Origin of the sequence: Streptomyces sp. NPDC089919, from assembly GCF_040684615.1 — a bacterium.
Classification (GTDB): domain Bacteria; phylum Actinomycetota; class Actinomycetes; order Streptomycetales; family Streptomycetaceae; genus Streptomyces.
The window spans coordinates 1-14,452 of record NZ_JBFBGK010000152.1; the positions used below are offsets into that span (position 1 = coordinate 1).

At 73.2% G+C, this 14,452-nt stretch carries 12 protein-coding genes; 3 read left to right on the top strand and 9 right to left on the bottom strand.

Annotated elements, in window-relative coordinates; translation table 11 throughout:
* Positions 1-365 precede the first annotated feature (365 nt).
* Positions 366-1,373: a stage II sporulation protein M gene (locus AB0O40_RS35290; protein ID WP_365049895.1), complete on the bottom strand. Its 1,008-nt coding sequence runs from the start codon at positions 1,371-1,373 to the stop codon at positions 366-368.
* A 119-nt stretch (positions 1,374-1,492) separates the two neighbouring features.
* Between AB0O40_RS35290 and AB0O40_RS35295 the strand changes: the two genes are divergently transcribed.
* Complete coding sequence (locus AB0O40_RS35295; protein ID WP_365049897.1) at positions 1,493-2,473, top strand: RDD family protein; 981 nt, start codon at positions 1,493-1,495, stop codon at positions 2,471-2,473.
* 4 nt (positions 2,474-2,477) lie between these two features.
* Here AB0O40_RS35295 and AB0O40_RS35300 read toward each other — a convergent pair whose 3' ends face one another.
* The gene (locus tag AB0O40_RS35300) at positions 2,478-3,095 is read right to left on the bottom strand and encodes a hypothetical protein (RefSeq protein ID WP_365049899.1); all 618 of its coding nucleotides are present in this window, start codon (positions 3,093-3,095) and stop codon (positions 2,478-2,480) included.
* Positions 3,096-3,234: 139 nt separating this feature from the next.
* On the bottom strand, positions 3,235-4,671 hold the full coding sequence (gene ahcY, locus AB0O40_RS35305; protein ID WP_365049901.1) for an adenosylhomocysteinase: 1,437 nt from the start codon (positions 4,669-4,671) through the stop codon (positions 3,235-3,237).
* Between the two features lie 341 nt (positions 4,672-5,012).
* Between ahcY and AB0O40_RS35310 the strand changes: the two genes are divergently transcribed.
* Positions 5,013-7,052, top strand: a complete 2,040-nt coding sequence (locus AB0O40_RS35310; protein ID WP_365049903.1) for a fructose-specific PTS transporter subunit EIIC — start codon at positions 5,013-5,015, stop codon at positions 7,050-7,052.
* A 144-nt stretch (positions 7,053-7,196) separates the two neighbouring features.
* Here the strand turns inward: AB0O40_RS35310 and AB0O40_RS35315 are convergent, their stop codons facing one another.
* The 6 genes from AB0O40_RS35315 to AB0O40_RS35340 form a co-directional block, all read right to left on the bottom strand.
* Entirely contained in the window at positions 7,197-8,120 is a 924-nt protein-coding gene (locus tag AB0O40_RS35315; RefSeq protein WP_365049905.1) for a cation diffusion facilitator family transporter, read from the bottom strand.
* A gap of 81 nt (positions 8,121-8,201) precedes the next feature.
* Positions 8,202-9,374 (bottom strand): mannose-6-phosphate isomerase, class I, encoded by a 1,173-nt coding sequence (gene manA, locus AB0O40_RS35320; protein ID WP_365049907.1) that lies wholly within the window; start codon positions 9,372-9,374, stop codon positions 8,202-8,204.
* A 182-nt stretch (positions 9,375-9,556) separates the two neighbouring features.
* On the bottom strand, positions 9,557-10,690 hold the full coding sequence (locus AB0O40_RS35325; protein WP_365049909.1) for an SIS domain-containing protein: 1,134 nt from the start codon (positions 10,688-10,690) through the stop codon (positions 9,557-9,559).
* A 37-nt stretch (positions 10,691-10,727) separates the two neighbouring features.
* Positions 10,728-10,910 (bottom strand): Trm112 family protein, encoded by a 183-nt coding sequence (locus AB0O40_RS35330; protein WP_365049910.1) that lies wholly within the window; start codon positions 10,908-10,910, stop codon positions 10,728-10,730.
* Positions 10,911-11,047: 137 nt separating this feature from the next.
* Entirely contained in the window at positions 11,048-12,412 is a 1,365-nt protein-coding gene (locus tag AB0O40_RS35335) for a phosphomannomutase/phosphoglucomutase (protein WP_365049912.1), read from the bottom strand.
* Positions 12,413-12,540: 128 nt separating this feature from the next.
* Positions 12,541-12,957 carry a DUF3499 domain-containing protein gene (locus tag AB0O40_RS35340; RefSeq protein WP_365049916.1) on the bottom strand — a complete coding sequence of 139 codons (417 nt, stop codon included), beginning with the start codon at positions 12,955-12,957 and terminating at the stop codon, positions 12,541-12,543.
* Positions 12,958-13,227: 270 nt separating this feature from the next.
* Here AB0O40_RS35340 and AB0O40_RS35345 point away from each other — a divergent pair, with 270 nt between their 5' ends.
* A complete protein-coding gene (locus tag AB0O40_RS35345) occupies positions 13,228-13,689 on the top strand; it encodes a metallopeptidase family protein (protein WP_365049914.1) in 462 nt (153 codons plus the stop codon).
* The last annotated feature ends 763 nt before the right edge of the window (positions 13,690-14,452 follow it).

The following is a 14,452-nucleotide window of genomic DNA, read 5'->3' on the forward strand; positions in this document are numbered from 1 at the left end:
CTCACCGAAGTGAGTCGGGGTATCAACTTCTGGCGTTGATTTTTGGCACGCTGTTGAGTTCTCAAGGTGCGGACGCTTCCTTTGTACTGACCCTCTCGGGCTTTCCTCCGGGCGCTTCCTTCGTTTCCGACTCTATCAGACCTTTTCACCGGGTTTTTCCGGCTTCTCGATCCGAGAAGAATTCGGGGTGTGCTCCACCTTGGCGGAATTCAATTCCAGCTTCGGGAGCAAGAGAGATTCTAGACCGTCGCGGTCGAACTGTCCAGTTCGAGGCAACCGTTCGAATCTACCTCCCCGCTCGGGCCGTGTCAACGGTCTTTGCGGGACGACGAGGAGACTAGCAGCTGAACGGGCTTGTACGCACATCAGGCCGCGACGGGGCGGGCGGCCGTCAGGTCCGAGCGCTCCACGTCCCCCGTCTCACCCGCCCGCGCGGCCCGGCGGCCCAGCACGAACACGTAGGCCAGGAAGGCCCCCTCGGCGAGCACGCCGATGCCGATCCGGGCCCAGGTGGGCAGGCCGGAGGGGGTCACGAAGGCCTCGATGAGGCCGGAGACGAAGAGCACGACGGTCAGGCCGACAGCCATGCCGAGGGCCGCGCGGCCCTGTTCGGCGAGGGCGGTCCGGCGGGTGCGCGGGCCCGGGTCGATGACCGTCCAGCCCAGCCTCAGGCCTGTTCCCGCGGCGACGAAGACGGCGGTCAGCTCCAGGAGCCCGTGCGGGAGGATCAGGCCGAGGAAGGTGTCGAGGCGGCCGGCCGAGGACATCAGGCCGATCCCGACCCCCAGGTTGAGCATGTTCTGGAACAGGATCCACAGCACCGGCAGGCCCAGGAAGGCGCCCAGCACCAGGCACATCGCGGCTGCCTTGGCGTTGTTCGTCCACACCTGTGCGGCGAAGGAGGCTGCGGGATGGCTCGAGTAGTAGGTCTCGTAGCCGCCACCGGGCTGGGTCATCTCGCGCAGGGCGGCCGGGGCGCCGATGGCGGCCTGGACCTCGGGGTGGGCGGCGATCCACCAGCCGATCACCGCGCCGAGCACGGTGGAGAGCAGGGCGGCCGGCACCCACCAGCGGCGGCTGAGGTAGACGGCGGCCGGGAAGGACGTGGTGAAGAAGCGGGCGGCGTCGCGCCAGGAGGAGCGGCGGGTCCCGGTGACGGTGGCGCGGGCGCGGGCCACCAGCTGCGTGAGCCGGCCGGTCAGCATCGGGTCGGGGGCGCTGGACTGGATCAGGGAGAGGTGGGTGGCGGTGCGCTGGTAGAGCGCGACCAGCTCGTCCGCCTCCTCCCCCGTGAGCCGGCGGCCGCGGCCGAGGAGCTGTTCGAGGCGCTGCCACTCCGCCCGGTGGGCGGAGACGAAGACGTCGAGGTCCATCCGGCTGCTGCTCCCCGCTCCGGTGTGCTTGCTTCTGGGTCCTGACCGTACGAACGTCAGCTTGGCAGACTGGATGACCAAGGGGCACGGCACTGCATGGCACGGAGGGCGGGCGTTCGGTGAGCGATCTGGTGACGGGGGACGCGGTCGTCCTGGGGCTGCGGCCGGCGCGGCTGCCGAGCCGGGCGCTGGCCGTGGTGATCGACATGGCCGTGCAGTGGGGCGTCTTCCTCATCGTGTCCGTCGGGCTGGTGGCGGCCACCTCCTCGCTGGACGAGGCGGCGCAGATGGCGGTCTCGATCGCGCTGTTCGTGCTGGTCCTGATCGGGGTGCCGATCGCGGTGGAGACGCTGACCCACGGCCGCTCGCTGGGGAAGCTGGTCTGCGGGCTGCGGGTGGTGCGGGAGGACGGCGGGCCGATCCGGTTCCGGCACGCGCTGGTGCGCGGTGCGCTCGGGGTGGTCGAGCTGCTGATGACCTTCGGGACGGTGGCGATCATCGCGTCTCTGGTGTCGGCGCGCGGGCGGCGGCTGGGGGACGTCTTCGGCGGGACGCTGGTGATCCGGGAGCGGGTGCCGGGGGCGCGGGTGGTTCCGCTGCCGCCGCCCCCGCCGTGGCTGGCGGGGCGGTTCACGCAACTGGACCTGTCGGGGGTGCCGGACGGGCTGTGGCTGGCGGTGCGGCAGTTCCTGACCCGGATGCACCAGCTCGATCCGGCGGTGGCGGCCTCGATGGCGGCCCGGCTGGGCGACGACCTGGTGGCGTGTACGGGGACGCCCGCGCCGCCGGGGGTGCCGGCGGCCGCGTATCTGGCGGCGGTGGTGCACGAGCGGCAGCAGCGCGAGGCCCGGCGGGCCTTCGGTGCCGGAGTGCCCGGGGCCGGAATGCCCAGCGCCGCCGTGCCCGTCCCCGGCTGGGCCCCGGCCGCCGGGACGCCCGTACCCGGCGGGGTGCCGGCGCCCGGGGTGCCGGGGTACGGGGGCTGGAGTGCGCCCGGGGGTGCCGGGCCGGTGACACCGGCTCCGGCGGCGGCTGCCGGGCCGGCCGGGGTGGAGCGGCGTCCGGAGCCGCCGGCGACCGGGTTCGCGCCGCCGGCCTGAGGGGTCAGGACGGGAAGGCCGAGGGCGGGGTCTCGAGGTGTTCCAGCTCGATGCCGGGGGCCGAGAGGACCACGTCCCCGGCTATGTGCACGGTGTGCTGCTCGCCCGTGTCCAGGGCGCTGACCTGGTACTCGTCCACCAGCAGCGGGCCGTTGTCAGTGGCGTGCGCTTCACTCTTCACCAGCGCCCACGCCTGGTCCACGGTGCGGGGTGCGAGCACGGGATCGGTGAAGGCGACGAGCCGGACCCGGGTCGCGGGCTCGCCGGGGGCGAGCCGCAGCAGTCGGGCGGTGGCGACGAGGAAGGCCGGGGAGGTGCCGGTGAAGGCGTGTGCGCGCACGTTCCCTTCGCTGGCCTCGGTCCCGGTGGGGTCGTTGCGGACCCAGGTGACGCCGTCGATGGCGGCGCCGCGGACCTGCCAGCTCGCGGCGTGCAGTTCGAGGCGGATGGGGCGGCCGAGGTCGTCGAGGGCGAGGTCGACGGAGCCCGCGTGGTCTCCGGAGGGGGTGGTGATCTGGGAGACGTAGCGCCAGCCGGAGGGGCCGGGGGCGCAGTGGAAGTGTTCTTCGCCGAGGGGGGTGTGGTCGTGCGGGTCGTGGAGCGAATATCGGCCGCGGGGCATGAGGTCGCCTGCTGTTTCCGGGGAGCCGGGGCTCCTTGATGCGGGGCAGGCCCCCGGCACGGGGGTGCGGGGGCCTGTCTGGGTCACGGAGTACGACGGTAGCGGGCCGCCCGGGTGAGCGGGCGGCCCGGCGGCCGGTTCAGTAGCGGTAGTGGTCCGGCTTGTACGGGCCCTCGACCTGGACGCCGATGTAGGCGGCCTGCTCGGGGCGCAGGGTGGTGAGCTTGACGCCCAGCGCGTCGAGGTGGAGGCGGGCGACCTTCTCGTCGAGGTGCTTGGGGAGCACGTAGACGTCGGTCGGGTACTCCTGCGGCTTCGTGAAGAGCTCGATCTGGGCCAGGGTCTGGTCCGCGAAGGAGTTCGACATGACGAAGGAGGGGTGGCCGGTGGCGTTGCCGAGGTTCAGCAGGCGGCCCTCGGAGAGGACGATCAGGACCTTGCCGTCGGGGAAGGTCCAGGTGTGCACCTGGGGCTTGACCTCGTCCTTGACGATGCCGGGGACCTTCGCGAGGCCGGCCATGTCGATCTCGTTGTCGAAGTGGCCGATGTTCCCGACGATGGCCTGGTGCTTCATCTTGGCCATGTCGGCGGCCATGACGATGTCCTTGTTGCCGGTGGTGGTGATGAAGATGTCGGCGGTCTCGACGACGTCCTCGAGCGTGGCGACCTGGTAGCCGTCCATGGCGGCCTGGAGCGCGCAGATCGGGTCGATCTCGGTGACGATCACGCGGGCGCCCTGGCCGCGCAGGGACTCGGCGCAGCCCTTGCCGACGTCTCCGTAGCCGAAGACCACGGCGACCTTGCCGCCGATGAGGACGTCGGTGGCGCGGTTGATGCCGTCGATGAGGGAGTGCCGGCAGCCGTACTTGTTGTCGAACTTGGACTTGGTGACGGCGTCGTTCACGTTGATCGCCGGGAAGAGCAGGGTGCCCTCGGCCATCATCTCGTAGAGGCGGTGCACGCCGGTGGTGGTCTCCTCGGTGACGCCGCGGATCTCGGACGCCAGCTGCGTCCACTTCTGCGGGGCCTCGGCGAGGGTGCGGTTCAGCACGGTGAGGATGTGGCCGTACTCCTCGGAGTCCGCGGTCGAGGGGTCCGGTGCGGAGCCGGCCTTCTCGAACTCGACGCCCTTGTGCACGAGCAGGGTGGCGTCACCACCGTCGTCGAGGATCATGTTCGGGCCGCCGGTGGAGGTGTCCGGCCAGGTCAGCGCCTGCTCGGTGCACCACCAGTACTCCTCCAGGGTCTCGCCCTTCCAGGCGAAGACCGGGACGCCCTGCGGGTTCTCGGGGGTGCCCTGCGGGCCGACGGCGATGGCGGCGGCGGCGTGGTCCTGGGTCGAGAAGATGTTGCAGGAGGCCCAGCGGACCTCGGCGCCGAGGGCGACCAGCGTCTCGATCAGCACGGCGGTCTGCACGGTCATGTGCAGCGAGCCGGTGATGCGGGCGCCGGCGAGCGGCTGGGTGGCGGCGTACTCCTTGCGGATCGACATCAGACCGGGCATCTCGTGCTCGGCGAGCGTGATCTCCTTGCGGCCGAACGCGGCGAGGGAGAGGTCTGCGACCTTGAAGTCCATGCGTGCTGCTCCTGTCGGGGGAGGAGGGTGGGTACGGCTGAGCCGTGCGCCGGGGAGGACACACCGCGCGCAGTCCGTCGGAGGTCCTCTCTCCCCTCGGCCGGCCGCGGGGACCGCCCGAGCCGCCATCAGCAGCGACGTCTGACACCGCTACCGAATCTACACCGATCGGCCCAGAGCGCCACAGATCGGCGGGCGACATGTCGGGCAGCGGTTTAGGGCACTACGGCGTGCCTGAATTGGGCCTTTTGGACTTTTGATCCACACCTTATCCGGGGGACGATGCCGGAGGGAGCGCGCTCCGCGCACGATCCCGAGACCGACGGCGTGAGGAGATTCCAGTGACCAGTCCGGCCGACCCCGGCGCACGCGGGGGCGCGAGCGGGGGCAAGCGCCTGAAGCTGCTCGCCGTGACCGCCTGCCCCACCGGTATCGCCCACACGTACATGGCTGCCGAGAAGCTCCAGCAGGCCGCCGACCGCCTCGGCGTCGACATGAAGGTGGAGACCCAGGGCTCCATCGGAGCCGAGAACGTGCTCACTGACAACGATGTCAGGCAGGCGGACGGCATCATCATCGCCGCCGACAAGGAGGTGGACCGGGAGCGCTTCGGCGGCAAGCGGGTCCTCTCGGTCGGCGTCGCCGACGGCATCCACAAGCCGGAGGAGCTGATCGAGCGGGTGCAGAGCGCCCCGGTGCAGGAGGGGACCTCCGCTCCTGCCGGCGGCGGTGGCGGTGGCCGGGAGCGCAGTGCCGCGTACAAGGCGCTGATGAACGGCGTCTCGCACATGATCCCGTTCGTGGTGGTCGGCGGCCTGCTGCTGGCGGTCTCGATCGCGCTGGGCGGGCACACCACCCCCAAGGGCATCGAGTTCGACAAGGACTCGTTCTGGTTCTACGTCAACGCCCTCGGCGGGCTCGGCTTCAAGCTGATGCTGCCGATCTTCTCCGGGTACATCGCCTACGCCCTCGGTGACCGGCCCGCGCTGGTGCCGGGCATGATCGGCGGTTTCCTGGCCGCCGACGCGGTGAACATCTACGGCGCGGACGCCAACGCGGGCTTCCTGGGCGCGATCGCCACCGGTTTCCTGGCCGGCTACCTGGTGGTCTGGATCAAGAAGGTCAAGGTCCCCAAGTTCGTCCAGCCGATCATGCCGATCATCGTGATCCCGGTGCTGTCGACGCTGGCCCTGGGCCTGTTCTACATCTACGTGATCGGCCAGCCGATCTCCTGGGTCTTCACGCACCTGACGAGCTGGCTGAACGGCATGACCGGCTCCAGCGCGATCGTGCTGGGCGCCCTGATCGGCCTGATGATCGCCTTCGACATGGGCGGTCCGGTCAACAAGACGGCCTTCCTGGTGGCGGTCGGTCTGATCGGCACCAACAACGCCGTGATGGGCATGGCCGCGGCGGCGATCCCCGTGATGCCGCTCGGCCAGGGCCTGGCCACGCTGCTGCGCCGCAAGCTGTACAGCGACCAGGAGCGGGAGACCGGTATCGCGGCGCTGTTCATGGGCTTCTTCGGCATCTCGGAGGGCGCCATCCCGTTCGCCGCGGCGCGGCCGGCGCAGGTCATCCCGGCGAACATGCTCGGCGGTGCGGTGGCCGGTGCGGTGGCGGGTCTGGCCGGGGTCGAGGACTCGGTGCCGCACGGCGGTCCGATCGTCTCGCTCTTCGGCGCGATCAGCGGGGTGGCGATGTTCTTCGTGGCCATCGCGGCGGGTGTGCTGGTCACGGCGCTGACCACGAACGCGCTGATCGAGTTCAAGCAGCGCCGGGCCGGGGACGGTACGGCCCCGGCGGCGGGGCTCCCCCAGGCGGTGCCGGCGATGGCCGGGGCCGGCGCGGGCCCGGGCGCCGGCGGGGTCGCCGCGGTGACGGCGGCGGGCGCCGCCGGGACGACCGCCCTCGCCGACCGGCCGGAGGTGCTGTCCGGGTACCTCACCGAGCGGACGGTGAAGACCGAGCTGGCGGCCGGCGCCAAGGAGGCCGCGATCCGCGAGATGGCGGAGATGCTGGCCACCACCGGGAACGTCCGGGACGTGGACGAGCTGGTACGGGTGGCACTGGCGCGGGAGGCCCAGGGCACCACGGGGCTCGGCGAGTCGATCGCCATCCCGCACGCCAAGACGGACGCGGTGGTGCGGCCGACGGTGGGCTTCGCACGGTCCTCGGAGGGGATCGAGTGGGGCGCGCTGGACGGGACGAAGGCCCGGCTGGTGTTCATGATCTCGGTGCCGGAGGCGGCCGCGGGCGACGAGCACCTGCGGATCCTGGCACTGCTGTCCCGCAAGCTGATGGATGCGGGCTTCCGGGACCGGCTGCAGTCCGCGCCGGACTCGGGCTCGATCCTCGAGGTGCTGCGCGAGATCCAGTAGCGGGCCGCCGTTGCCGGGGCGCTGCCCCGGACCCCGCGCCTCAATCGCCGGCGGGGATAGATTTCGCTGCGCGAAACCAGCCCGCAGAGCCACATGCGGCCCCCGGCACGCTCGACGCGTGCCGGGGGCCGTCTCGTGTGTGCGTCAGGCGGTCGGCGCGGTCCGGAGGATGTCCGGCTCCAGGTAGATGACCCGGGCGATGGGGACGGCCGCGCGGATGCGGGCCTCGGCCTCGTCGATGGCGCGGGCGACCTCGGCGGCGGTGTCGTCGTGCTGGACCGCGATCTTGGCGGCGACCAGCAGTTCCTCAGGGCCCAGGTGCAGGGTGCGCATGTGGATGATGCCGGTGACGGTGTCACCGTCGACCACGGCGGCCTTGATCTTCTCCACGTCCTCGGCGCCCGCGGCCTCGCCCAGCAGCAGCGACTTGGTCTCCGCGGCCAGCACGATCGCGATGACGATCAGCAGCACGCCGATGCAGAGGGTGCCGATGCCGTCCCAGATGCCGTCGTCCGTGAGCAGCGCCAGGCCGACGCCGCCCAGCGCGAGCACCAGGCCGACCAGCGCGCCGAAGTCCTCGAGCAGCACGACCGGCAGCTCGGGGGCCTTGGCGCGGCGGATGAACTGCTTCCACGACAGCGCACCGCGGAGCTCGTTCGACTCCTTGATGGCCGTCCGGAAGGAGAAGCCCTCGGCGACGATCGCGAAGAGCAGCACGCCCACCGGCCAGTACCAGGCGTCGATCTGGTGCGGGTCCTTGATCTTCTCGTAGCCCTCGTAGACGGCGAACATGCCGCCGACCGAGAACAGCACGATGGAGACGAGGAAGGCGTAGATGTAGCGCTCGCGCCCGTAACCGAAGGGGTGTTGGGGGGTCGCTTCGCGCTGCGCCTTGCGCCCGCCGAGCAACAGCAGGCCCTGGTTGCCGGAGTCGGCCAGCGAGTGGACGCTTTCCGCGAGCATCGACGAGGAGCCGCTGAAGAGGAAGGCCACGAATTTCGCAGCCGCGATGGCGAGGTTGGCGGCGAGGGCCGCCACGATCGCCCTGGTTCCGCCGGAGGCGCTCATGGATGCAGGGTGTCCCTTCTCTGGCCGGGGGACCGGCACGTTCGGCCGCACATTGTTGCAGCCGGGGCGAGGGAGCCCGCGTCACGCCACCACGGTGGCCCGGAAGACCGTGCCGCTTCCGGACAATTCGACCTTCTCGCCGGCCGGTACGAAGACCGCGGCGCCGGGGGTCAGCGGCTCCTCGCCGCCGGCGGAGCCGCGCGCGACCGGGCTGCCGGCCGTGCAGAGCAGGATCTGCGGGGTGGTGTCCGGGAGTTGGCGGGGGGTCCCGCCGGGGGCCAGCAGGTACCGGGAGAGCCGGAACTCGTCGATCGGCGTCTCGTAGACCTCCTCGCCGTCGCCCTCGGGGCGCAGCACGCCCGGCTCGGTCGGCTCCAGGCGGACGATCTTCAGCAGTTCGGGGACGTCGACGTGCTTCGGGGTCAGCCCGCAGCGCAGCACGTTGTCCGAGTTGGCGAGGATCTCCACGCCGAGGCCGTCCAGGTAGGCGTGCGGCACCCCGGCGTCCAGGAACATCGCCTCGCCGGGCTGCAGCCGGACGTGGTTGAGCAGCATCGCGGCGATCACCCCCGGGTCGCCCGGGTAGTGGTGGGCCAGCGCGGCGTACGGGGCGTACCGGCCGCCGAGGCGGGCGGCGGCGGTCGTGGTCTCGCCGACGGTACGGGCCATCTCGTGGCGGTCCGCGGTCAGTACGGCGGTCAGGACCTCGCGGAGGGCGGCCTCCTCCGGGTGCGCGCGGAGCAGGTCGACGTACGGCTCCAGGGAGTCGACGCCGAGTCCGGCGAGCAGGTCGGCGCTCTCCTGGGGGGTGCGGAAGCCGCACAGGCCCTCGAAGGGGGTGAGGGCGCAGATCAGTTCGGGCTTGTGGTTGGGGTCCTTGTAGTTGCGGTGCGGGGCGTCGATCGGCACGCCCCGGCGCTCCTCGTCGGCGAAGCCCGCGCGGGCCTGTTCGAGGTCGGGGTGGACCTGGAGGGAGAGCGGTGCGCCGGCGGCCAGCAGCTTGAGCAGGAAGGGCAGCCGGGGGCCGAACTTCGCGACGGTGGCCGCGCCCAGCTCCCGCTCGGGGTCGGCGGCGATGACCTCGGACAGGGACCGCTCGCCGCTGCCGCGGTCGAGGCGGGAGGGGGCGCCGGGATGGGCGCCCATCCACATCTCGGCCTGGGGTTCTCCGGTCGGCTCGGTCCCGAGGAGTTCCGGGATGGCGGTCGGGGAGCCCCAGGCGTAGGGGCGGACGGTATTCGAGAGGCGGTCCATCGGTCGTCTTCCTGGGAGGAGGGGCCGGGGCCGGCCGCCGTCCCGGCCCCGGGCGGGGCCGGGGTCCGGTCAGGCCGGTCCCGTGGTGTCGTACGTCCGCGGGAGGTGCGCACGGCAGGGCCAGCTACGGACTACCCGGTCGGGGTGACCGGGGGCCGTACGGCCGTGGAACGTGCGTCCTCTCACGGGCGTCCCCCTGAGGCCAGCGCCAGGTAGGCGGTGGCGAAATCCGTGACGGCGAGGAGTTCGGCGAGCAGTTCCAGCTCGCTGCCCTCTTCTGGTTCGAGCTCGCTGACGGCCGTGTCGTGGCTGAGGGCGAGCTCGCGTGCGGCGTGGGCGGCGGTGAGGCCGCCGCCCGGCCGGTCGCGCAGCAGGACGACCCGGGTGTGCAGAGCCTGCGGCTCCTCCACCCGGTCACGGAAGAAGTCTTCGGGATCGGCGCCGGCCGCGAAGGCACCGGCGAGCAGGACGCCGTGCGCGGGCAGTGCCATGGGCAGCTCGGCGACGAGCGCGGGCCGGCCGGCCAGCTCGGCCAGCACCGCGGCGAACCGGCGGCCCGCGGGTCCCGCGCCGGTGCCCTCGGTCCAGATCAGCGGGAGGGAGTCGGCCAGCTCGGCGGCGAGGGTCTTGGCCGGGTTGCTGTACGTGGCGATGGCCGGGCCGCAGCGCTCGGCGGTGCGGTCCAGGCGGTCGGCGACCAGCTGGAGCTCGTCCGGGGAGGCGGAGACCAGCCCGACCCGGTCGAGCAGCACGAGCAGCGGGGTCAGCAGGGCCCACAGGGCGCCCGGGCTGGCCGAGGCGCTGTCGTCGTACTCCTGGTACGGGGCCTTGGCCATGGGGACGAGGAGGCCGTGGGCGGCCTCGACGGCCTCGCTGAGCGGGGAGCGCTGGGGGGCCACCGCGACGACGGTGCAGCCGCGGCGGTACGCCTGCTCGGCGAGCAGCGCCAGGCCGGGCTCGGAGCCGTCGGTGGTGGCCAGCAGCAGCAGGTCCACCGAGCCGGCCCAGCCGGGCAGCGCCCAGCGCAGGGCACCGGGAGCGGGGGCGACGCCGGTCGGGTGCAGGCGGGTGACCGGGGCGGAGGCGCCGGCCAGGGCGCTCAGCAGGTCCGCCACGCCGGTGGCGGCGGTGCCGGGGCCGGCGATCAGGACGGCCCGCGGCCGGCCGTCGGGGCGGAGCTCCCCGAGCCCGGCCTCGGCGGCGTGCCGGGCCGCGGTACGGACCCGGGCCCCGGCCTCGGCGGCGCCGCGGAGCAGTCCGCGGCGGTCCGCACGGCCGAGGGCCTCGGGGGCGTCGAGCAGTGACTCGTCCAGCATGGGGCCTCCGGGGTCGGGTCCGGTCCGGGTCCGTGCGTCAGGCGGGGCGGCGGGCCTCGTCCACGAGGAGGACGGGGATGCCGTCGCGGACCGGGTAGGCCAGGCCGCAGTCGGCGCCGGTGCAGATCAGCTCGGGGCTGTCGGCGGCCGACTCGTCACTCAGGGGGGAGTGGCACGCGGGGCAGGCGAGGATCTCCAGGAGGCCGGCTTCGAGCGGCATGGGGTGTCCCTTTCAACATGCGGTTTGGGCCAGGTCAGCGTACCTCTGGCGGGGGCTCCGTGCGGCTTGTGCGACGGTCCCGGGACGGCTTTGTGCCCGGGACCCGCGCCCCCGGCCGGGGCGCGGGTCGGGTGTCGCTAGGCGCGGACCAGTGCGAGGACTTCGTCGCGGACGGTGGCGAGGGTGGCCTCGTCCCGCGCTTCCACGTTCAGGCGGAGCAGGGGCTCGGTGTTGGAGGGGCGGAGGTTGAACCACCAGTCGGCGGTGGTGACCGTGAGGCCGTCCAGCTCGTCGATGGTGACGCCGGGGCGGTCTTGGTAGGCCGCGCGGACGGCGGCGGTGCGGGCGGTCTGGTCGGCGACGGTGGAGTTGATCTCGCCAGAGCCGGCGTACCGGTCGTAGGCCGCGACCAGCCCGGAGAGCGGGCCGTCCTGGCCGCCGAGGGCCGCCAGGACGTGCAGGGCGGCCAGCATGCCCGTGTCGGCGTTCCAGAAGTCCTTGAAGTAGTAGTGCGCCGAGTGCTCGCCGCCGAAGATGGCCCCGGTCTTCGCCATCTCCTCCTTGATGAAGGAGTGGCCGACGCGGGTGCGGACGGGGGTGCCGCCGTTCTCGCGCACCACCTCCGGCACGGACCAGGAGGTGATCAGGTTGTGGATGACCGTGCCGGAGCCGCCGTGGCGGGCCAGCTCGCGGGCGGCCACCAGGGCGGTGATCGCGGAGGGCGAGACGCCCTCGCCGCGCTCGTCGACGACGAAGCAGCGGTCCGCGTCGCCGTCGAAGGCCAGGCCCAGGTCGGCGCCCTCGGCCCGGACCCGCTGCTGGAGGTCGACGATGTTCTTCGGGTCGAGGGGGTTGGCCTCGTGGTTGGGGAAGGTGCCGTCGAGCTCGAAGTACATCGGCACCACGTCCAGCGGCAGGCCGTCGAAGACGGTGGGGACGGTGTGGCCGCCCATGCCGTTGCCCGCGTCCACGACCACCTTCAGCGGGCGGACGGCGGTGAGGTCGACCAGGCCCTTGAGGTGGGCGGCGTAGTCGGTGAGGGTGTCGCGGCGGGTCACCGTGCCGGTGGTGGCGGACGGCGCGGGAGCGCCCTCGGCCAGCCAGCCCTCGACCAGCTCGCGGATCTCGGAGAGGCCGGTGTCCTGGCCGACCGGGGCGGCGCCGGCCCGGCACATCTTGATGCCGTTGTACTGGGCCGGGTTGTGCGAGGCGGTGAACATCGCGCCGGGCAGGCCGAGCTGCCCGGAGGCGAAGTAGAGCTGGTCGGTGGAGCAGAGGCCGATCTCGGTGACGTCCGCGCCGCGGGCCGCCGCACCGCGCCCGAAGGCGGCGGCCAGGCCGGGCGAGGAGGGGCGCATGTCGTGTCCGATCACGATCGCCTCGGCGTTCGTGACCTGGACGAACGCGGAGCCGAAGAGCTCCGCCAGGGACTCGTCCCACTGGTCCGGGACGACCCCGCGTACGTCGTATGCCTTGACGATCTGCGACAGATCAGCGGTCACGGCCAGCCCTCCTGAGGTCCTGTGCGGTCGCCCCAACCTACCGTCCGGGAAATGGACGGCGGCTGTGGGTTGGCCGTGCACGGCCCGTCAGGATCCGGCCGCAGTGCCTGCGTGGGCGGTCGGGCGGCTCAGGAGTCGGGCGAGCGGAGCACGCGCAGGTGGCCCCGGCGGGTCTCGCCCGCGCCGCTGCCCTGGCCGCCGGCCTCGGCCGCGCGCTCCCGGGGGCGGGCGGCCTCGCGGACGGCATTGGCCAGCGCTTCGAGGTCGTCGCCGCTGGGGCGGGAGGGGGCGGAGCCGTCCGACAGGCGTACGACGTCCCAGCCGCGGGGGGCGGTCAGGCGCTCGGAGTGCTCGGCGCACAGGTCGTAGCAGTGGGGCTCGGCGTAGGTGGCGAGCGGGCCGAGGACTGCGGTCGAGTCGGCGTAGACGTACGTCAGTGTTGCGACGGCAGGGCGGCCGCACGCGGTGCGCGAACAGCGACGTACAGGGCTCACGACGTTGGACGGTACCGCACTCTTGACCGGGCCGCGACGACTCTCCCTCAGCTCACTCCCCCGTGTCGTCCCGTGATAGGGGCCGCGGCGGCGTCCCGCGGCGCCCGTCCCGGGGCCCGGCGGGCGGGCGGTGCGGGGGCTCCTCGACGCCCCGTACGGTCATGATCCGGTACGAAACGGATCAAGAGGCGTAGCCCCGCCGATCAGGGGCGCCGGGGGAAACGGCCGGAAAGCTGGCCGGAACGCTCAAGGTGCGACATGCCGGGCGGCCTCGGCAGGACCCGCTCGTCAGGGGCCTGCGAGGGCTAACCTTCGTGGGTGATGGACAGTCCCGTACCGCCTCGCCCGGAAGAGCGTCCCGAAGAACCCCGGCCGCGCCGCCGCGACCGCCACGGCCGCGGGATGCGGGGTCCCGTCGCACCACCGCAGGTGCCGCTGTCGGCCAGCCGGGCCGAGCTGTTCGGCGATCTCGTGCAGGACTCGGTCGAGCGGCTGGAACGGCGCTGGCCGCAGCTGGCCGAGGTGGAGTTCATGGTCGCCGAGGTGCCGCGGCCGGGCGGCCCGGAGGGCGGCTGGAACGACGAGGCCGTACCGCTGGGCGGGCTGGTCGAGGCGCGGGAGGGCGGGCCGGCGCGGATCGTGGTCTACCGGCGGCCGGTGGAGATCCGGACGAAGTCGCGGGACGAGCGGGCCTTGCTGGTGCACGAGATCGTGGTGGAGCAGGTGGCCGAGCTCCTGGGCCTGGCCCCGGAGTCCGTAGACCCCCGCTACGGCCAGGACTGACCCCGCCCGGGGCCCGGGCCGCCCGGGCCTGGGCCGCCCGGGCCTTGGCCCCGCCCCGGCTCGCGGGCCTGGCCCCGACCCGACCCGCCCCGCGGCCCCTGGCGCCCCCGGCCCGCGAGCCCGGGCCCCGAACCGGCTCCCGGGGTCGCCCCTGCCCGGGCCCCGACCCGGCTCGTCGTGGCCCCGTGGCTGCCCCGCCCGCGCAGGGCCTCCCCCTTGGCGCTGCCTCGCCCTCCCTTCGGGGTGCCGCCCCCGGCCTGGTCCGGGGCTCGGCTCCCCTGAGCCTTGTACGCGCTGCTGCGGGCGGTCGTGGTGGGTGGGGGAGCCCCTTGAGGCCCCGTGGCAGGCTGGTCCGGAGGCGGGACCGGGCCGGGGATGGCCGGAGGCCACGGCGAAGCCGCTCGTCCCCGGGGTGGGCCTGCCGGAGGGCCCGCGGGCCACGGGGGGTCAAGGGGCGGGGGACCCACGCACCACGGCCGCCCGCCGTACCCCTCCGGTCACACGCCCTGCCCGCGCTGGCAGGGCTCCCGCCCGCCGGGGGCCCGGCGCGTCCAGCCCCACCGGCGCTCGAGCCTCGGGGCCCGGGGCAGCGCCCCGAAACCTGGGCCCCGCCCACTCTTTGCGTCCGGCCGGGCGGGGACATCTTCGCCTCGCCGGTGGAGTGGCACTTCCAGCCCCGCCGGCGATTGAGGCGCGGGGTCCGGGGCGGCGCCCCGAAACCTGGGCCCGGCCCACCGTTTGCGCTCCGGCTGTAGATCGGAAG

Coding starts and splice junctions, on each gene's coding strand:
- manA (WP_365049907.1), bottom strand. CDS start 9,374: ATGGACCGCCTCTCGAATACCGTCCGCCCCTACGCCTGGGGCTCCCCG.
- AB0O40_RS35330 (WP_365049910.1), bottom strand. CDS start 10,910: ATGCCGCTCGAAGCCGGCCTCCTGGAGATCCTCGCCTGCCCCGCGTGC.
- ahcY (WP_365049901.1), bottom strand. CDS start 4,671: ATGGACTTCAAGGTCGCAGACCTCTCCCTCGCCGCGTTCGGCCGCAAG.
- AB0O40_RS35300 (WP_365049899.1), bottom strand. CDS start 3,095: ATGCCCCGCGGCCGATATTCGCTCCACGACCCGCACGACCACACCCCC.
- AB0O40_RS35325 (WP_365049909.1), bottom strand. CDS start 10,690: ATGCTGGACGAGTCACTGCTCGACGCCCCCGAGGCCCTCGGCCGTGCG.
- AB0O40_RS35290 (WP_365049895.1), bottom strand. CDS start 1,373: ATGGACCTCGACGTCTTCGTCTCCGCCCACCGGGCGGAGTGGCAGCGC.
- AB0O40_RS35345 (WP_365049914.1), top strand. CDS start 13,228: ATGGACAGTCCCGTACCGCCTCGCCCGGAAGAGCGTCCCGAAGAACCC.
- AB0O40_RS35315 (WP_365049905.1), bottom strand. CDS start 8,120: ATGAGCGCCTCCGGCGGAACCAGGGCGATCGTGGCGGCCCTCGCCGCC.